This window comes from Nocardia sp. NPDC055053 (assembly GCF_053608285.1).
This window is the reverse complement of record NZ_JBSGVD010000008.1, coordinates 13,668-35,285: the sequence shown is the minus strand read 5'-3', so window position 1 is coordinate 35,285 and position 21,618 is coordinate 13,668. Positions and strand designations below refer to the sequence as shown.

The following is a 21,618-nucleotide window of genomic DNA, read 5'->3' as shown; positions in this document are numbered from 1 at the left end:
CGGGTGCTCACCGCGATCACCACCGAACCCGGTGTGGCCGTCGGCGATATCGAGCTGCTCGACGCCGCCGAACGCGAACTGGTCGTGCGCGACTGGAACGCCACCGCGCACGAGGTCGACCAGCAGGCCACGCTCGTCTCGATGTTCGAGGCGCAGCTGGCACGCACCCCGCAGGCCACCGCCCTCTCCTTCGAGGGGACGAGTCTGTCCTACGCCGAGTTCGCCCAGCGGGTCTACCGCCTGGCGCGCTGGCTGATCGATCGCGGTGTCGGCCCGGAAACCTATGTGGCCCTTGGCATGCGCCGCTCGATCGACCTGGTCGTCGGCATGTACGCGGTGAGCGTGGCCGGTGGCGCCTACGTGCCGCTCGACCCTGATCACCCGGCCGAGCGCACGGAATACATTCTGGCGACGGCGGATCCGGTGTGTGTGCTCACCTCGGAGTCCGACCTGGAGATCGACACCGCGCAGGTCCGCATCGACCTGCTCGACCTGGTCGGCTACACCGACACCCGCGTCACCGATGCCGAGCGCACGGCGCCCCTGCGTCCGTCGAACACCGCGTACGTGATCTTCACGTCGGGTTCGACCGGTCGCCCGAAGGGTGTGGCGGTCAGCCATGGCGCGATCGTCAACCGTCTGGTGTGGATGCAGGCCGCCTACGGCCTCACCGAGGCCGATGTCGTCTTGCAGAAGACCCCCGCCACGTTCGACGTGTCGGTGTGGGAGTTCTTCTGGCCCTTGCAGATCGGCGCTCGCCTGGTCGTCGCCAAGCCCGACGGTCACCGCGATCCGGCCTACCTGGCCGAGATCATCCGCCTCGAAGGCGTGACCGTCACCCACTTCGTGCCGTCGATGCTCGCGGTCTTCGTCGCCGACGCCGCGGCCGCCCGCTGTGAATCGCTGCGGATGGTGTTCGCTTCCGGTGAGGCGCTGCCGCCCAAGCCCGCGCACCGCCTGCGCGAGCTCACCGGCGCGGCCCTGCACAACCTGTACGGCCCCACCGAAGCAGCGGTCGACGTCACCTTCCACGAGGTCGTCGACACCGACACCGACACCGTCCCGATCGGCGCCCCGGTGTTCAACACCGAGGTCTACGTACTGGATGCGCGCTTGCGCCCGGTCCCGGTCGGTGTCGCCGGTGAGCTGTACCTGGCGGGCACCCAGCTGGCGCGCGGCTACGTCGCCCGTCCGGACCTGACCGCCGACCGCTTCGTCGCCAACCCGTTCGAGGACGACGGCGCCCGCATGTACCGCACCGGCGACCTCGTCGCCTGGACCGAGCACGGCGAGCTGGAATACCTGGGCCGCACCGACTTCCAGGTGAAGCTGCGCGGTCTGCGCATCGAGCTGGGCGAGATCGAGTCGGCGCTGACCGGCCTCGACGAGGTCGCCCAGTCGGTCGTCGTGGTCCGCGGCGACCAGCACACCGGCGACCAGCTGGTGGCCTACGTCATCGCCGCGCCGGGCCGCACCGTCGACATCGAGGACGCCCGCGAGGAACTGGGCAACAACCTGCCCGCCTACATGGTGCCCGCGGTCATCATCGTCCTCGACGAGTTCCCGCTCAACGCCTCCGGCAAGCTCGACCGCAAGGCGCTGCCCGCGCCGGTGTTCGAGGCCGCGGTGTTCCGCGCCCCGACCACCCCGGTCGAGGAGATCGTCGCCGCCACCTTCGCCGACGTGCTCGGCCTGGAGCGGGTCGGCCTCGATGACGACTTCTTCGCCCTCGGCGGCAACTCGCTGACCGCGACCCAGGTCGCCGCCCGCCTGTCGGCCTCGCTGGAGACCGACATCGGCGTCCGCGAGCTGTTCGAGGCCTCCACCGTCGCCGGGCTGGCCGCGCGCGCCGAGACGCACTCCGGCACCGACCGCCGCGCCGCCCTGGTCCCGCAGCATCGCCCCGAGCGGGTGCCGCTGTCGCTGGCCCAGCAGCGCATGTGGTTCCTCAACCGCTTCGACCCCGAATCCGCGGTCGACAACATCCCGGCCGCCGTGCGGCTGTCGGGCCTGCTCGACCGGCAGGCGCTGCAGGTGGCCGTGGCCGACGTGCTCGCCCGCCACGAGTCGCTGCGCACCTACTACCCGGAGGTCGCGGGCGCGGCCCACCAGGTGATCGTGCCGACCGGCAAGGTCATCCCCGACCTCGCGCCGATCGAGACCACGGGTGCCGAACTGCCCCAGCGTCTTTCGGAGCTGGTACTCACCGCGTTCGACGTCACCGCCGAGGTGCCGTTCCGCGCCGCCCTGTTCGAGATCAGCCCGACCGAACACGTGCTCGCCCTTGTCGTGCACCACATCTCGGCCGACGGCTTCTCCATGGGCCCGCTGACCCGCGACGTGATGACCGCCTACAGCGCCCGCGTGGAAGGCGCCGAACCGGCCTGGCGTCCGCTCGAGGTCCAGTACGCCGACTTCGCGCTGTGGCAGCGCGCCGTGCTCGGCGACGAGGACGACGCCAAGTCCGTGATCTCCCAGCAGATCTCGTTCTGGGGACAGCAGCTGCGCGGCCTGCCCGAGCAGCTCGACCTGCCCGCCGACCGGCCGCGCCCCGCGGTCGCCAGCGGTCGCGGTGCCACCCACACCTTCGAGATCGACGCCGAAACCCATGCGGCACTGGCCGAGCTGGCCCGCGGCCGCGGCGCGACGCTGTTCATGGTCGCCCACGCGGCGCTGGCGCTGCTGCTCTCGCGCCTGTCCGGCGAGCACGACATCGCCATCGGCACCCCGATCGCGGGCCGTGGCGAGCGTGCCCTCGACGACCTGATCGGCATGTTCGTCAACACCCTGGTGCTGCGCACCGAGGTCGACGGCGACGCGAGCTTCACCGACCTGCTCGGCGAGGTTCGCGCGGCCGACATCGCCGCCTTCGGCCACGCCGACCTGCCGTTCGAGCGCCTGGTCGAGATCATCAACCCGGCCCGCTCGCAGGCACGCCACCCGCTGTTCCAGGTCATGCTGGCCTTCCAGAACACCGGCCAGTCCAACCTGGAACTGCCCGGCCTGACGGTCAGCGGCGTCGAGCTGCCGATCGATGTGGCCAAGTTCGACCTGAACGTGGTGCTCACCGAGAAGCCCGCCGACTCGCCGTCGGGCATCGTCGCCGAGCTGATCTACGCCACCGACCTGTTCGACGCGGCCACGATGGCAGCCTTCGGGCAGCGGTTCGCGCGGGTGCTCGCCGCTGTCGGCGCCCAGCCGGAGCGTGCGGTCGGTGACGTCGATCTGCTCGACGGCCGCGAACGCGAGCTCGTTTTGTCGGAGTGGAACTCCAACGAGCTCATCTGCATGGGCGGTGTTGGGCGCGGCAGCTTCGTGGTTCCGGCCGATACCGGGGAGACCCTGCTCGACCTGTTCCGGCTCGCCGAGCACGACGCCGACGCGACCGCGCTGACGTTCGAGGGGACAGCTCTGTCCTACGGCGAGTTCGCCGGGCGGGTGCACCAGCTGGCGCGCAAGCTCATCGACTCCGGCGTCGGCCCCGACACCCTGGTCGCCCTCGGTATCCGCCGCTCGGCCGACCTCGTCGTCGCCATGTACGCGGTGCTCGCCGCGGGCGGCGCCTACGTGCCGCTGGACCTGGATCAGCCCGCCGACCGCATCGCCTATGTGCTGGAGACGGCGCAGCCGGTGGCGGTGCTCACCACCGCGTCCGACGCCTTCGCCCCGGCCGGTATCCAGACCCTGGTGGTCGACGAACTCGACCTGTCCGGCTACCCGGCCACCCCGGTCGACGACAGCGAACGTCGTGCGCCGCTGCGGAATTCGAACCTGGCCTACGTGATCTTCACCTCCGGCTCCACCGGCCGCCCCAAGGGTGTCGCGGTGTCGCACGCGGCGGCGGTGAACCAGATCCGCTGGATCACCGACGAATACGCGCTGACCGCCGACGATGTGGTGCTGTTCAAGACGCCGCAGACCTTCGACGTGTCGGTCTGGGAACTCTTCGGCACCATCGTTCGCGGCGCCCGCATGGTGATCGCGACGCCGGACGGGCATCGCGACCCGCAGTACCTGGCCGAGCTGATCGCCGCGGAAGGCGTCACGCTCACCTCGTTCGTGCCGTCCATGCTCGCCGTGTTCGCCGGTGTCGCGGCACCGGCGCAGCTGGCCTCGGTGCGCGCGCTGCTCGTCGCCGGTGAGGCGTTCACCTCCGATGTCGTCGAGGCGATCCGCCGGGTCAGCTCCGCCGAGCTGCACAACCTGTACGGCCCGACCGAATTCACGGTGCACGCCACCTACGCGCCGGTCGCCGGCGACGTGCAGGGCCCGGTGCCGATCGGCCGCCCCGTGCTCAATGCCAAGTCCTACGTGCTGGATTCACGTCTGCACCCGGTCGCCCCCGGTGTCGCGGGTGAGCTGTATCTGGCAGGCATCCAGCTGGCGCGCGGCTATGTCGGCCGCGCCGACCTGTCCGCCGACCGTTTCGTGGCGAACCCGTTCGCCGGCGGCGAGCGGATGTACCGCACCGGTGACCTCGTCCGCTGGAACGCCGACGGCACCATCACCTACCTCGGCCGCACCGATTTCCAGGTCAAGCTGCGTGGTCTGCGCATCGAGCTCGGCGAGATCGAGGCCGCGCTCACCGGCCACGACACCGTCGCACAGTCGGTCGTGGTCGTGCGCTCGGATGCCCGCACCGGTGACCAGCTCGTCGGCTATGTGGTGCCCGCCGCGGGTGCCACTGTCGAGGTCGACGCGCTGCGCGCGCAGCTCGCCGCGCAGCTGCCGTCGTACATGGTGCCCGCCGCGTTCGTCGTGCTCGACGCGATGCCGCTGAGCGCCAACGGCAAGCTGGACCGCCGCGCCCTGCCCGAGCCGGTGTTCGAGGCGCGGGAGTTCCGCGCGCCGAGCACACCGATCGAGGAGATCGTCGCCGCGACCTTCGCCGAGGTGCTCGGCCTGTCCGGTGACCGCGCCATCGGCCTGGACGACGACTTCTTCGACCTGGGCGGCAACTCGCTGATCGCCACCCAGGTGGTCGCCCGCCTCGGCGCCGCCCTCGACACCCGCGTCCCCGTGCGCGCGCTGTTCGAGGCGCCCTCGGTCGCCGCGCTGGCCGCCAAGGTGGAATCGCACGCGGGCAGCGGCAGCCGTCGCGAGCTCGTCGCCGGAGCCCGCCCGGAGCAGATCCCGCTCTCGCTGGCCCAGCAGCGCATGTGGTTCCTCAACCGCTTCGACAGCGCGACCGGGGTCAACAACATCCCGCTCGCCGTCCGCCTGACCGGCGCCCTCGACATCGACGCCCTGCGCCAGGCCGTCGCCGACGTGGTCGACCGGCACGAGGTGCTGCGCACCGTCTACCCCGAGACCGCCGAGGGCCAGGGTGTGCAGGTCGTGCTGCCCGCGGGCCAGGTGCCGATCTCGCTCACCCCGGTCACCGTCGGCGAGGACGAGATCCGCGAACGGATCAGCGAGCTGGTGCTCGCCGGGTTCGACGTCACCGCCGAGGTCCCCGTGCGCGCCGCGCTGCTGCGCGTCGCCGGCTCCATGGACGGCTCGACCCCCGACACCCACGTGCTCGTCTTCGTCGTGCACCACATCTCCGGTGACGGCTGGTCGGTGCGCCCGCTGGCCCGCGACGTGATGATCGCCTACGCCGCGCGCTCGCGCGGTGAGGCGCCGGGCTGGGCGCCGCTGCCGGTGCAGTACGCCGACTTCGCGCTGTGGCAGCGGGAGACCCTCGGCGCCGAGGGCGACGCGTCCTCGATGATCGCCCAGCAGGTCGCCTACTGGTCCCAGCACCTGGCCGGCCTGCCCGATCAGCTCGACCTGCCCGCCGACCGGCCGCGTCCGGCCGTTGCCTCCAATCGCGGTGGCGTGCACGAGTTCTCGATCGACCCGGCACTGGCGGCGAGCCTGAACGCGCTGGCCCGCGAACACGGCGCCAGCCTCTTCATGGTCGTGCACGCCGCGTTCGCGGCCCTGCTGGCCCGCCTGTCCGGCAACGACGACATCGCCATCGGCACCGCCGTCGCGGGCCGTGGTGAAGCGGTCCTCGACGACGCGATCGGCATGTTCGTCAACACGCTGGTGCTGCGCAGTGCCGTCGACCCGGCCCAGACGTTCACCGAGCTGCTCGCGCGGACCAGAGAAAGCGATCTGGCCGCCTTCGGCCACGCCGACCTGCCGTTCGAGCGGCTCGTCGAGATCCTCAACCCGGCTCGTTCGCAGGCACGTCACCCGCTGTTCCAGGTGATGCTGTCGTTCCAGAACACCGGCGAGGCCTCCTTCGAGCTCCCCGGCCTCGAGGTCGCGGGCGTGCCGCTGGACGTGGTCACCGCCAAGTTCGATCTGCACCTGAACCTGGCCGACCGGCACCGCGCCGACGGTTCCGCCGACGGCATGACCGCCGAATTCGCCTACGCCACCGACATGTTCGACGCCGACACCATCGCCGGTCTCGCGCAGCGGATGGTGCGGATGCTGACCGCCGTGGTCGCCGCGCCGGATCGGGCGATCGGCGAGGTCGAGCTGCTGGCCCCCGCGGAACGCCGCCAGGTCGTCACCGACTGGAACGCCACCGCGCACCCGGTCGACGAGGCCGCCACGCTGGTGTCGATGTTCGAGGCTCAGGCGCTGACCAGCCCGAACGAGATTGCCCTCACCTTCGAGGGGACGAGTCTGTCCTACGGCGGGTTCGCCGCAAAGGTGAACCGCCTGGCTCGCCACCTCATCGCCCAGGGCGTCGGCCCGGACACCATGGTCGCGCTCGGCATGCGCCGATCGCTGGACCTGGTGATCGGCATGTACGCGGTGAGCGTGGCCGGTGGCGCGTACGTGCCGCTGGACCCCGACCACCCGGCCGAGCGCACCCACTACGTGCTCGAGACCGCCGCGCCGGTCTGCGTATTGACCACCGCGCGTGATGAATTCGACGCGGGCTCGACCGCCGCACTGAACATCGAGAGCCTGGATCTGTCGGGCTACTCGGACGCACCGGTCACCGATGCCGAGCGGATCGCCCCGCTGCGTCCGTCGAACACCGCGTATGTGATCTTCACGTCGGGTTCGACCGGCCGCCCGAAGGGTGTCGCGGTCAGCCATGGCGCGATCGTCAACCGCCTGGTGTGGATGCAGGCCGCCTACAGCCTCACCGCAGCTGACGTGGTGTTGCAGAAGACCCCCGCCACGTTCGACGTGTCGGTGTGGGAGTTCTTCTGGCCCTTGCAGATCGGTGCACGCCTGGTCGTCGCCAAGCCCGACGGTCACCGCGATCCGGCCTACCTCGCCGAGATCATCGCCGCCGAGGGCGTCACCACCGCGCACTTCGTGCCGTCGATGATGTCGGTGTTCGTGGCCGAGCTGGCCGAGTCCGCCGCCGTCGCCCTGGCCGACGGCCGCCAGGCCACCAGCAGCCTGCGCCTGGTCTTCGCCTCCGGCGAGGCGCTGCCCGCACCGACCGCCCAGCGCCTGCGCGCGCTCACCGGCGCGGCCCTGCACAACCTGTACGGCCCCACCGAAGCCGCCGTCGACGTCACCTTCCACGAGGTCACCGACGCCGACATCACCTCGGTGCCGATCGGCGCCCCGGTCTTCAATACCCAGGTGTACGTGCTGGATTCGCGCCTGCACCCGGTGCCCGTCGGCGTGCCCGGCGAGCTGTACCTGGCCGGTGTCCAGCTGGCGCGCGGCTATGTCGCGCGTCCGGACCTGACCGCCGACCGCTTCGTCGCCGACCCGTTCGGCGACGACGGCGCCCGCATGTACCGCACCGGTGACCTCGTCACCTGGACCGCCGACGGCGAGCTGGAATACCTGGGCCGCACCGACTTCCAGGTGAAGCTGCGTGGTCTGCGTATCGAGCTCGGCGAGATCGAGTCCGCGCTCACCGCGCTGCCGTCGATCGCGCAGTCGGTCGTGGTCGTCCGCTCGGATGATCGCCTCGGTGACCAGCTGGTCGGCTACCTCATCCCAGCCGCAGGCACGAGCATCGACCTGGACGCCGTGCGCACCGAACTCGGCAGCGCGCTGCCGGGCTACATGGTGCCCACCGCGTTCGTGATCCTGGACGCCTTCCCGCTCAACGCCTCCGGCAAGCTCGACCGCAAGGCGCTGCCCGCGCCGGTGTTCGAGGCCAAGGTGTTCCGCGCGCCGTCGACCCCGATCGAGGAGATCGTGGCGGGCACCTTCGGTGACGTGCTCGGCGTGACCCGGGTCGGCGCCGACGACGACTTCTTCGAACTCGGCGGCAACTCGCTGCTGGCCACCCAGGTCACCGCCCGCATCGGCGCCGCCCTGGACACCCAGCTCTCGGTCCGCGACCTGTTCGAGGCGTCCACCGTGTCCGCGCTCGCCGCCCGCGCCGAGCACAACGCCGGCTCCGGCCGGACCCGCCCGCGCCTGACGGCGGGGGAGCGGCCCGCGATCATCCCGCTCTCGCCCGCCCAGCAGCGCTACTGGTTCCTCAACCAGTTCGACACCTCGACCTCGGCCGTGGACAACATCCCGCTGGCCGTTCGCCTCACCGGCGAGCTCGACGTGCCCGCGCTCGAGCAGGCCATCGGCGACGTGTTCGCCCGGCACGAGATGCTGCGCACCACCTACCCGCGCTCGGCCGACGGCCCGCACCAGGTGATCCTGCCGATCTCGCAGAGCCGTGCCGTTGTCCACCACATCGAGGTCGACGAGGCCGAGCTGCTCGGCACCGTCATCGAATTCGCGATGACCACCTTCGACGTCACCGAAGAGGTGCCGCTCAAGGTCGCCCTGTTCAAGCTGAACGAGACCGACCACGTGCTCGCGTTCACCGTGCACCACGTCTCCGCCGACGGTTCCTCGATGGGCCCGCTGGCCCGCGACATCATGGCCGCCTACGTGGCCCGCGTGCAGGGTGAGGCCCCGCAGTGGGCGCCGCTGCCGGTGCAGTACGCCGACTACGCGCTGTGGCAGCGCGAGGTCCTCGGCGACGAGACCGACCCGGAATCGCCGGCCGCCAAGCAGGTCGCGTACTGGAGCAAGGCCCTCGCGGACCTGCCGGATCAGCTGGAACTGCCCGCCGACCGGCCGCGCCCGCCCGCGCAGTCGTTCCAGGGCAAGGCGATCCGCTTCGAGATCGACCCGGTGCGCCACGCCGCGCTGCACGAGCTGGCAAGGGCCAACAACGCCTCGCTGTTCATGGTCGTGCACGCCGCCCTCGCGGTGCTGCTCGCGCGCCTGTCCGGCACCGACGACATCGCGGTCGGCACCCCGATCGCGGGCCGTGGTGAACGCGAACTCGACGACCTGATCGGCATGTTCGTCAACACCCTGGTGTTCCGTACCGCCATCGACCCGGCGGCCTCGTTCGCCGAGCTGCTGGCCGACGTGCGCGAACGCGACCTGGAAGCCTTCGCCAACGCCGACGTGCCGTTCGAGCGCCTCGTCGAGGTGCTCAACCCGGTGCGCTCGACCGCGCGCAACCCGCTGTTCCAGGTGGGCCTGTCGTTCCAGAACCTGGCCGACACCACCTTCGAACTGCCCGGCCTGACCGTCAGCGCCGTCGACTACGACTCGCAGCTGGCCAAGACCGACCTGCACGTCACCCTCTACGACCGCTACACCGACGACGGCGCACCGGCCCAGCTGGTCACCGAATTCGGTTACGCCATAGACCTGTTCGACGAGGCGACGGTCCAGAGCTTCGCCGACCGCTTCCTGCTCGTGCTCGACGCGGTCGCCGCAGACGCGACCATCCCGGTGGGCGATATCGACCTGCTGACCGCGCCGGAGTCCGCGCAGATCGTCACCGCGTGGAACGACACCGCGCACGCGGTCGACACCGACGCCACGCTGGTGTCGCTGCTCGACGCGACCGTGGCCGCCACTCCGGATGCCGTCGCGCTGGTTGTCGACGAGGTCGACGGTCGCCGTGAGCTGACCTATGCCGAACTCGATGCCGAGGTCAACCGCCTCGCGCGGCACCTGATCTCGCGAGGGATCGGCGCCGAGGATCGGGTGGCGCTGGCCATCCGCCGCTCCGCCGAGCTGATCATCGCGATGTACGCGGTGGCCCGCACCGGTGCCGCCTACGTGCCGATCGACCCCGATCAGCCCGCCGAGCGCACCGACTACATCCTGGAGACGGCTGCCCCCGCGGTCGTGCTGACCACGGCGAGCGCCGAATTCAGCACGGCGGCCGCCGAAGTGGTCGTTCTCGACGAACTCGACCTGAGTGACGTCGGCGCGTCCGCGATCACCGAGCGCCGTGGCGACCTGCTGCCGGCGAACACCGCGTACGTGATCTTCACGTCCGGCTCCACCGGCAAGCCCAAGGGTGTCGCGGTCTCGCACGGCGCGATCGTCAACCAGTTGCTGTGGGAGACCGCAGAATTCGGCATCGGCGCCGATGATGCGGTGCTGCTCAAGACGGCGGCCACCTTCGACCTCTCGGTCTGGGAGTTCTGGACCGCCGCCGTCGCGGGTGCCCGCCTGGTGGTCGCCACCGCCGACGGTCACCGCGACCCGGCCTACCTCAACGACCTGATGTGGGCCACCGGCGTCACCACCCTGCACGTGGTGCCGTCGATGCTCGACGCGCTGCTCACCGAGTCGGGTGCCGCGCTGCCGCGCACGCTGCGCCGGGTGCTGGCCATCGGTGAGGCGCTGCCCGCCTCCACCGCGCAGCGCTTCCGCACCGCCAACGCCGCCGAACTGTTCAACCTCTACGGCCCGACCGAGGCCGCGGTCTCGATCACCAGCCACGCGGTGACCGACGCCGACCAGGTGTCGGTGTCGATCGGCGCGCCGGAGTGGAACAGCCGTGTCTACGTGCTGGATTCGCGCCTGCGCCCGGTGCCGGTCGGTGTCTCCGGTGAGCTCTACCTGGCCGGCGCCCAGCTGGCCCGCGGCTACTACGGCCGCGCCGACCTCACCGCCGACCGCTTCGTCGCCGACCCGTTCTCGGTGACCGGCGAGCGCATGTACCGCACCGGTGACCTGGTGGCCTGGAACGCCGACGGCGAACTGGACTACCGCGGCCGCACCGACTTCCAGGTGAAGATCCGCGGCTTCCGCATCGAGCTCGGCGAGATCGAGGCCGCGCTGCTGCGCCAGCCCGGCATCACCTCGGCCGCCGTGCTCGCCCACACCGATCCGGTGGTCGGCGACCGCTTGGTCGCCTACGTCGTCGCCACGTCCGATGGCGTCGCGGCGGCGGGTTCTGCTGCCGAGGCCGCCGGTATCGACAAGCTGGCTCTGCGTGCCGCGCTGGCCGCCGAGCTGCCGTCCTACATGGTCCCGACCGTGTTCCTGCAGCTCGACGCCCTGCCGCTGAACGCCAACGGCAAGCTGGACCGCAAGGCCCTGCCGGAGCCCGAGGTCGAGAAGGCCGTGTTCCGCGCGCCGGTCAGCCCGAGCGAGCAGCTCGTGGCCGCCACCTTCGCCGAGGTCCTGCGGCTCGGCGCCGACAAGCGCTTCGGTCTCGACGACGACTTCTTCGCCTGGGGCGGTAACTCGCTGCTGGCGACGCAGGTCGCCGCCCGCCTCGGTGAGGCGCTGAACACCCGGATTCCGGTGCGCCTGCTGTTCGAGGCGTCCACGGTCGCCGCGCTGGCGCACCGCGTCGAGCAGCACGCCGAGACCGGTGATCGCAAGGCGCTCACCGCCGGTCCGCGTCCCGAGCACATCCCGCTCTCGCTCGCGCAGCAGCGCATGTGGTTCCTCAACCGCTTCGACACCCAGTCGGCGGCCTACAACGTGCCCGTCGCGGTCCGCCTCACCGGCGACCTCGATGTGGCCGCGCTGCGGGCCGCGATCACCGACCTGGTGTCGCGCCACGAGATCCTGCGCACGGTGTACCCGCAGACCGAAGCCGGTGCGGCACAGGTGATCCTGTCGCCCGCACAGGCCGCGCCGGAACTGATCGAGCGCACCGTCGCCGCCGGCGAGATGGAATCGGCTGTCGCGGAACTGATGTCGACCATCTTCGACGTCACCGTCGAGGTGCCGCTGAAGGTCGCGCTGTTCCGCGCCGAGAACGCTGTGTCCGATGGCGATCCCGCCGCGCCGAGCACGGTCTTCGGGCCCGCCCGCACCATCTCCGGCGACTTCGTGCTCGCCATGGTCGTGCACCACATCTCCGGTGACGGTTCTTCGGTCGCCCCGCTGACCCGCGACCTGATGACCGCCTACGCGGCCCGCTCCACCGGCCAGGAGCCCGGCTGGGCGCCGCTGGCCGTGCAGTACGCGGACTACAGCATCTGGCAGCGCGAACTGCTCGGCAGCGAGGACGATCCGGACTCGATGGCGTCCAAGCAGGTCGCGCACTGGAAGCAGGCCCTGGCCGAGCTGCCCGATCAGCTCGACCTGCCCGCCGACCGTCCGCGCCCGGCCGTGCAGACCTTCGCGGGCAGCAAGGTCGACGTCCAGATCGACGCCGCCACCCATCGCGCGCTGGTCGAGCTGGCCCGTGCCGAGGGCGCCACGCTGTTCATGGTCGTGCACACCGCCCTCGCGGTGCTGCTGGCCCGCCTCTCGGGCACCGACGACATCGCCATCGGCACCCCGATGGCCGGTCGTGGCGAAGCGGCCCTCGACGACATGATCGGCATGTTCGTCAACACCCTGGTGTTCCGCACCAAGGTCGACGGCGGCGAGGCGTTCACCGAGCTGCTGGCCCGCCAGCGCGAGGACGACATCGCGGCGTTCGCCAATGCCGATGTGCCGTTCGAGCGTCTGGTCGAGGTCCTCAACCCGGTCCGCTCCACCGCGCGCCACCCGCTGTTCCAGGTCGGTCTGTCGTTCCAGAACCTCAGCCGCGCCACCCTGGAGCTGCCGGGCCTGACGGTGTCCGGTCTCGACATCGACTCCAAGCTGTCGCAGTTCGACCTGCACCTGATCGCCACCGACCGCTACGGCGATGCCGGTGAGCCCGAAGGCATTTCGGGCATCTTCACCTACGCCACCGATCTGTTCGACCACGCCACGGTCGAGGGCTTCGTCGAGCGGTTCGTCCGTCTGCTCGGCGCGATCGTCGCCACCCCGCGCACCGCGGTCGGCGAGATCGAACTGCTCGCACCGGCCGAGCGGGCCCAGATCCTGGATGCCCGCAACGCGACCGGCTACCGGGTCGACACCGAGGCCACCCTGGCCACGCTGCTCGACGCGACGGTGGCCGCCGATCCGAAGTCGACCGCCCTGGTCACCGACGACGGCGCCCAGCTCTCCTACGCCGAACTCGACGCGAAGGTGAACCGCCTCGCGCGGCACCTGATCTCGCTGGGTGTCGGCCCGGAGGCCCGTGTCGCGCTGGCGCTGCGGCGCTCGGTGGACCTGATCGTCGCGATGTACGCCGTCACCAAGTCCGGTGGCGCGTATGTGCCGGTCGACCCCGATCAGGCGGCGGAGCGCACGAACTACATCCTCGAGACGGCGGCACCGGTCTGTGTGCTGACCAACGCCGAGGCCGAGTTCGACACCGATGTCGCGCCGCTGGTGCGCATCGACGAGCTCGAGCTCGACGAGGTCGGCGCCGCACCGGTTTCCGACGCGGAGCGCACCCAGCCGCTGCGTCCCGAGCACACCGCGTACGTGATCTTCACGTCCGGTTCGACCGGCCGCCCGAAGGGTGTCGCGGTGCCGCACGGCGCCATCGCCAACCAGCTGCAATGGAAGCTGATCGAGTTCGGCATGGACGCCGCCGACGCGGTGCTGCTCAAGACCGCCGCCACCTTCGACCTCTCGGTCTGGGAGTTCTGGTCGGCCGCCGTCTGCGGTGGCCGCCTGGTCATCGCCTCGGCCGACGGCCATCGCGATCCGGCGTACCTGAACGAGCTGATGTCGCGCGAGTGGGTCACCACGCTGCACGTGGTGCCGTCCATGCTCGACGCGCTGCTTGCCTCCGGCATGCCCGATTCGCTGTGGCGGGTCCTTGCCATCGGTGAGGCGCTGCCCGGTTCGCTCGCGCAGCGGTTCCGCACCGCGTTCCCGCGCACCGAGCTGTTCAACCTGTACGGCCCCACCGAGGCCGCGGTCTCGATCACCTCGCATCGGGTGAACGCCGCGGACCAGGGCTCGGTCTCCATCGGTGGGCCCGAGTGGAACAGCCAGGTGTACGTGCTCGACGCGCGGCTGCGCCCGGTGCCGGACGGCGTCGCGGGCGAGCTGTACCTCGCCGGCGCGCAGCTGGCGCGCGGCTACTTCGGCCGCCCCGACCTGACCGCCGACCGTTTCGTGGCCAACCCGTTCACCCCCGGCACCCGCATGTACCGCACCGGTGACCTGGTGGCCTGGCACAACGGTGAGCTCGACTACCGCGGCCGCACCGACTTCCAGGTGAAGATCCGCGGCTTCCGTATCGAGCTCGGCGAGATCGAGGCCGCGCTGCTCGCGCTGCCCGAGATCGCCCAGGCCGCGGTCATCGCGAAGTCCGACCCGCGCACCGGCGATCGCCTCGTCGCGTACCTGGTCGGCACGGATGTGGATGTGGCGCAGGTGAAGTCGACGCTGGCCGCCGGGCTGCCGTCGTACATGGTGCCCGCCGCGTTCGTGGTGATGGCCGCGCTGCCGCTGAACGTCAACGGCAAGCTCGACCGCAAGGCACTGCCGGAGCCGGAGTTCGAGGCCCAGGCCTTCCGCGCGCCGTCGACCCCGATCGAGGAGATCGTGGCCGGCGTGTTCGCGGACGTGCTCGGTGCCGAGCGCGTCGGCGCCGACGACGACTTCTTCGCCCTCGGCGGCAACTCGCTGCTGGCCACCCAGGTCGCGGCCCGCCTCGGCGCCGCCCTGGACAGCCGGGTGCCCGTGCGCCTGCTGTTCGAGGCGTTGACCGTCGCCGGTCTCGCGGTGAAGGTCGAGCAGGGCGCAGGCGCCGGTGGGCGGCGCGCGCTGGTCGCCGGACCGCGTCCGGCGCAGGTGCCGCTCTCGCTCGCGCAGCAGCGCATGTGGTTCCTGAACCAGTTCGACACCAGCTCCGCGGTCAACAACATCCCGGTCGCCGTCCGCCTGACGGGCGCGCTGGATGTCGAGGCGCTGCAGCTCGCGGTCGCCGATGTGCTGGCCAGGCACGAGACCCTGCGCACGGTGTACCCGTCGACCGACGGCACGCCGCACCAGGTGATCCTGCCGGTCGAGGGCAATGTCCCGGATCTGACGCCGGAAACCGTTGCGCCCGACCAGGTCCGGGACAAGATCGCCGCCCTGATCTCCACCGGCTTCGACGTGCTCGACGAAGTTCCGTTGCGCGCCAAGCTGATGCAGGTCGCCGATGACGAATTCATCCTCGTCTTCGTCGCCCACCACATCAGCGCCGACGGCTGGTCCATGGGCCCGCTGACCCGCGACGTGATGGTGGCCTACGCCGCCCGCGCCGCCGGGGAACGCCCGGGCTGGGCGCCGATGCCGGTGCAGTACGCCGACTTCAGCGTCTGGCAGCGCGATGTCCTCGGCTCCGAAGCCGACGACGCCAGCCTGATCTCCCAGCAGGCCGACTACTGGAAGCGCGCCCTCGCCGGCGTCCCCGACGAGCTGAACCTGCCGCTGGACCGGCCGCGTCCGAGCACGCAGTCCTTCGCCGGTGGCCGGGTGCTGTTCCCGATCGGCACCGAGATCCACGCCGGGCTCGCGGCCATCGCCCGCGAGCAGAACGCGACGCTGTTCATGGTCGTGCACACCGCGCTCGCGGTGTTCCTGGCGCGCATGTCGGGCACCGAGGACATCGTCATCGGCACCCCGATCGCCGGTCGTGGCGAGGCCGAACTCGACGACGTCATCGGCATGTTCGTCAACACCCTGGCCCTGCGCACCCAGGTCGGCGGCCAGCTCAGCTTCGCCGAGCTGCTGACCCAGGCCAAGGAAGCCGACCTGGCCGCCTTCGCGCACGCCGACATCCCGTTCGAGCGTCTGGTGGAACTGCTCAACCCCGAGCGCTCCACCGCGCGGCACCCGCTGTTCCAGGTGGCGCTGTCGTTCGAGAACCTGCCCGACGCCGGCTTCGAGCTGCCCGGCCTGTCGGTCTCGGCCGTCGACTTCGACGTCGACACCGCCAAGTTCGACCTGCTGCTCACCGTGCGTGAGGCGCAGGCCGGTGACGAGGCGGGCGCCTACGCCGAGTTCTCCTACGCCAGTGACCTGTTCGACCAGTCGACGGTCGAGAAGTTCGCGCAGCGCTTCCAGCGCCTGCTCGCCGAGGTCGTCACCGACACCACCACCCCGGTCGGCGATCTGGAACTCCTCGACGGCACCGAGCGCACCGAACTGCTCACCCGCACCGGCGGTCCCGCCGCGTCGACGAGCACCCTGCCGGAGCTGCTGGCCCAGGCCGTGGCGACCAACCCCACCGGTCAGGCCATCGTCGCGCCGGGCGAGTCGGCTTCCTCGCTCACCTACGCCGAACTCGACGCGGCCTCGTCGCGTCTGGCACGGGTGCTCATCGAGCGTGGCGCGGCACCGGAGACGGTGGTCGCCATCGCCATGCAGCGTTCGCTCGACACCACGCTGGCCATCTGGGCCGTCATCAAGTCGGGCGCCGCGTTCCTGCCGGTCGACCCGAAGTACCCGGCCGAGCGCATCGCGCACATGATGTCGGATTCCGGTGCGGCACTGGGTATCACGGTGTCGTCCGAGGTCGATCACCTGCCCGCGCCCGCACTGGGTGACTGGCTGGTCCTCGACGACGCGGCGCTGCGCGCCGAGATCGCCGAGCAGTCCGAGGCGCCGATCTCCGACGCGGACCGGCACGGCGCCGTCCGGTCCGGCAACACGGCCTACATGATCTACACCTCGGGTTCGACCGGCCTGCCCAAGGGCGTCGTCGTCAGCCACACCGGTGTGGCCAACTTCGCCGCCGCCCAGGTGGCGCAGTTCGGGCTCGACAAGGACGCGCGCACGCTGGCGTTCGCGTCCCCGTCGTTCGACGCGTCGATCCTCGAGTTCCTGCTCGCGGTCGGCTCGGCGGGCACTCTCGTCATCACGCCGGTCGGCGTGGTCGGCGGCGAGGAACTGGCCGAGATCATCGTGGGTCAGCAGCTGACCCACGTGTTCCTCACCCCGCTGGTCGCGGCGTCGATGGAACCCGCGGCGCTGGCCGACGTGGAAGCGCTGATCGTCGGTGGCGACAAGGCCCCCGTCGACCTGGTCGCGAACTGGCACAGTGCGGGCACCGACCCGGCGCGCCACCGGTTCTACAACGCCTACGGCCCGACCGAGGCGACCATCGCGACGAACCTGTCCGACCCGCTGCTGCCCGGTGACACCATGAACATCGGTGGCCCGATCGCCGGCGCCACCGTGTACGTGCTCGACAACCGCCTGCGTCCGGTCCCCGAGGGCGTGGCCGGTGAGCTGTACCTGGGCGGCGTCCCGCTGGCCCGCGGCTACCACGCGCGCCACGGCCTCACCGCCGAGCGTTTCGTGGCCAGCCCGTACGCCGAGGGCGAGCGGCTGTACCGCACCGGTGACGTCGTCGCCTGGCGCACCGTCAACGGCGAGTCGGTCGTGGAATACGTGGGCCGCAACGACTTCCAGGTGAAGATCCGCGGCTTCCGCATCGAACTGGGCGAGATCGACGCGGTCCTCACCGCGCACGACGACGTCGAGTTCGCCGCCACCATCGGCCGCAAGACCGACGCTGGCGCCACCATCCTGGTGTCCTACGTGCGCGGCGACGTGGACCCGGCCACCCTGGTCGAGTACGCGACGCAGCACCTGCCCGCGCACATGGTGCCCGCCGCCGTCATGGTGCTCGACGAGATCCCGCTGACCCCCGCGGGCAAGCTGGACCGTCGCGCCCTGCCCGAGCCGGTTCTCGCTCCGCGCGAGTTCCGCACGCCGACAAGCGAAGTCGAGGCGATCATCGCCACCGTCTTCGCCGAGGTGCTCGGTGTCGACGCGGTCGGCCTCGACGATTCGTTCTTCGCCCTCGGCGGTGACTCGATCCTGTCCATCCAGCTGGTCTCGCGTGCCAAGGATCGCGGCGTGCTGTTCAAGCCGCGTGACGTGTTCGAGAAGCGCAGCGTGGCAGGCCTGGCCGAGATCGCCGTGCTCGCGGGCGACGCCGACCAGATCGTGCTCGAGGAACTGCCCGGCGGCGGTGTCGGTGACATCCCGATGCTGCCGATCATGCGCCAGATCCTGAGCAGCGGCTCCACCTACGACCGGTTCTCCCAGTCGATGGTGCTGCGCCTGCCGGAGAACATCACCGACGAGGTCCTGCACGCCACCATCGGCGCGGTCTTCGACCACCACGATGTGCTGCGCTCGCGGGTGGCCAAGGATGCCGAGAAGGGCTGGATCTTCGAGGCATTGGCGCCGGGCGAGGTCGATGTGACCGCGCTGGTGCGGCGCGTCGAGGTGCCCGGTGAGATCACCGACGAGCAGCTGTCCAAGCAGGCCTCCGTCGAATACGACGAGGCCATGGGCCGACTCGATCCCGCGAACGCCGCCATGGTGCAGTTCGTCTGGTTCGCCTTCGGCGAGAACGCGGACGGCCCGCGCCGTCGCGACGCGCTGCTCATCGTCGGCCACCACTTCGTGATCGACGGCGTCTCCTGGCGCATCCTGATCCCGGACCTCGGCATGGCCTGGGGCCAGATCGCCGCCGGTCAGCCGGTGACGCTGCCCGCCAACGGCACCTCGATGCGCCGCTGGGCGCACAGCCTGGCCGAGCAGTCGACCGATCGTCGCGCGGAACTGCCGTTCTGGCGCGAGGTCTCGGCCACCGCCGATCCGCGGCTTGGCGCGCGGGCGTTCGACCCACAGGTCGACACCTTCGCGACCGTCGACCGGGTGCAGGTCACCCTGTCGCCGGAGGTCACCGACGCGGTGCTCACCGCGATCCCGAGCCTCTACCACGGCGGCGTCAACGACGGTCTGCTCACCGCACTCGCGCTGGCCGTATCGCGTTGGCGCGGGGACGAATCCGGTACCGCGGCGCTGATCAAGCTGGAGGGCCACGGCCGCCAGGAAGAGATCGTCGCCGGTGCCGACCTGTCGCGCACCGTCGGCTGGTTCACCACCGCCTTCCCGGTCCGCCTCGACCTGGCCGGTGCGGATCTCGACGATGCCTTCGCGGGCGGCGCCGTGCTCGGTGAGGTGATCAAGTCGGTCAAGGAGCAGATGCTGGCCGTGCCCGACAAGGGCATCGGCTACGGCATGCTCAAGTACCTGACCACCGAGGGTGCCGATCTGCCGAGCGTCGGCCAGATCAGCTTCAACTACCTCGGTCGCGCGACGGCGGGCGAGATCCCCGCCGAACTGGCCGAGCTCGGCTGGGTGCCGGTGGCGGATCTGGGTCAGCTCGACGCCGAGATGGACCTGGACATGCCCGCCAACGCGACGCTGGACATCAACGCCATCGTGAACGACGGCGACGAGGGCCCGCAGCTCGGCGCGAACATCGCGTTCCCGACCGGGCTGCTCACCCAGGACAAGGCCCAGGAGTTCGCCGACCTGTTCGTGGCGGCGCTGACGGCGCTGGCCACGCACGCGCAGCGCACCGACGCGGGCGGTTTCACCCCGTCCGACATGCCGCTGGTGCGGGTCGACCAGTCCGATATCGAGCTGTGGGAAGGCAACTACCCGGCCCTGGCCGAGGTGTGGCCGCTCTCGCCGCTGCAGGCGGGCCTGATGTTCCACGCCATGCTCAGCTCGGCGACCGTCGACGTGTACACCGTGCAGGCCGTCCTCGACCTGACCGGCACGCTCGACACCGAGCGGCTGCGCCGCGCGGCCCAGGCCGTGCTCGACCGGTACCCGAACCTGCGGACCGCGTTCGTCACCGACTCGGCCGGTCAGCCGGTGCAGGTCGTGATGTCGGAGCTCGAGGTCCCGTGGCGCGAGGTCGACCTGACCGACCTGCCTGCCGATGAGCGACTGCCGCGCATGCAGCAGCTGCTGGTCGCCGACCGCGCCGACCAGTTCGACATGGCCACGGCTCCGCTGATCCGCTTCGGTCTGTACAAGACCGGCGAGGGTCAGTCCCACCTGGCGATCACGGTGCACCACATCCTGATCGACGGCTGGTCCATGCCGCTGCTCATGCGCGACCTGCTTGTCCTCTACGCGGTGCACGGTGACCTCACCGCGCTGCCGCGCGTGGCCTCCTACCGCAACTTCCTGTCCTTCCTGTCGGGCTGGGATCGCGAAGTGTCGCTGCAGGTCTGGGCCGAAGCGCTGAACGGGGTCGACGGCCCCACCCAGCTGGCGCCCGCGCCGCGCACCGAGGAGCGCTACGAACTCGGCAAGGTCATCGTCGAGATCGACAACGACCGCACCAGGGCGCTCGGCAAGCACGCGGGCGAGCTCGGTGTCACCGTGAACACGCTGCTGCAGACCGCGTGGGGCATCGTCGTCGGCCGCCTCACCGGCCGCGACGACGTGGTGTTCGGCGCGACCGTGTCCGGCCGCCCGGCCGAACTGCCCGGTGTCGAGTCGATGGTCGGCCTGTTCATCAACACCCTGCCGGTGCGGATCCAGATCGACGACCGGATCAGCGCGGAGGAGCTGACCAAGCGGGTGCAGGCCGAGCAGGCCGACCTGCTCAGCCACCACTTCGTCGGCCTGTCCGACATCCAGCGGGTGGCCGGGGCGGGCGCGCAGTTCGACACGCTGCTGGTGTTCGAGTCCTACCCGATGGACAAGGACGCCGTCACCGCGGCGAGTTCGATCGACGGCATGCAGGTCACCGGTGTCGGCCTCGACGACGCCACCCACTACCCGCTCACGCTGGTGGTGATGGCCGAGTCGACCATCGAGATCACCCTGCGCTACCTGCGCAGCACCTACACCGAGGACGAGGTCCGCACCCTGTCCGCGCGTCTGCTGCGGGTGCTCGACGAGCTGCTCGACAACCCGACCGGCATGGTCGGCGACATCGACATCCTCGACGCGGGCGAACGCGCCCAGCTGCTCGCCGAATCCGGTGTGACGGCCGCTGTCTCGGCCCCGGTCGCGACGGCGGGCGTCGGCGCGCAGACGGTGGCCAAGGTGCTCGGCGAGGTCGTCGAAGCCGACCCGCAGGCTCCCGCCCTGCTCCGTGGCGACAGCGAAATCGCCTACAGCGCACTGGATCGCAAGTCCTCGCAGCTGGCCCGCGTGCTGATCGCCCGCGGTGCCGGCCCCGGTGATGTGGTCGCGATCTCGCTGCCGCGCAGCGTGGACTCCGTCCTCGCCGCCTGGGCCATCCAGAAGGCGGGCGCCGCGGTCCTGTTCGCCGGGGAGCTGTCCGGCGTCGAGATCGCCGCGACCGGTGCGTCCTACGGCGTCAGCGACACCCCCGTCGCCGGCGTCGCGGGCGACTGGCTGATCCTGCCCGATGTGGAAGCCGAGATCGCCGCCGCCGCAGCGCATCCCGTCTCCTACGCCGACCGCGTCCGCCCGCTGTCCGAAGACCACCCCGCCTTCGTCCTGGCCGGGGCCGGGGCGACCTCGACGCTCACCCAGAGCGCCGCGCTCGCCCTCGCCAAGACCCTGCGCGACACCCACGGCGTCGACTACGAATGCACCACCTTCACCACCCACGCCTCCGGCCCGGCGGCCGTCCAGGAATTCCTGGTCTCCGCCACCGTGGGCGCCCTGTCGGTCCTCCCCGGCGGCCCGGTCGAAGACGACCTGTCCGACGGTGAGGTCACCCACTGGTTCGTTGCCCCCGGCGACGCGACCGGTGCGGCCGACGGTGAGGTCACGGTGATCGTCGCGGAGTAG

General features: G+C 70.9%; 1 protein-coding gene (cut by a window edge). It reads left to right on the top strand.

The window, feature by feature from the left end:
• Positions 1 to 21,618 carry the final stretch of a non-ribosomal peptide synthase/polyketide synthase gene (locus ACWF82_RS10715; protein WP_452500090.1) on the top strand. Its footprint begins 22,359 nt before the window's first position, so 21,618 of the gene's 43,977 nt are visible here — the last part of the coding sequence; the start codon falls outside the window, past its left edge; it ends in the stop codon at positions 21,616 to 21,618.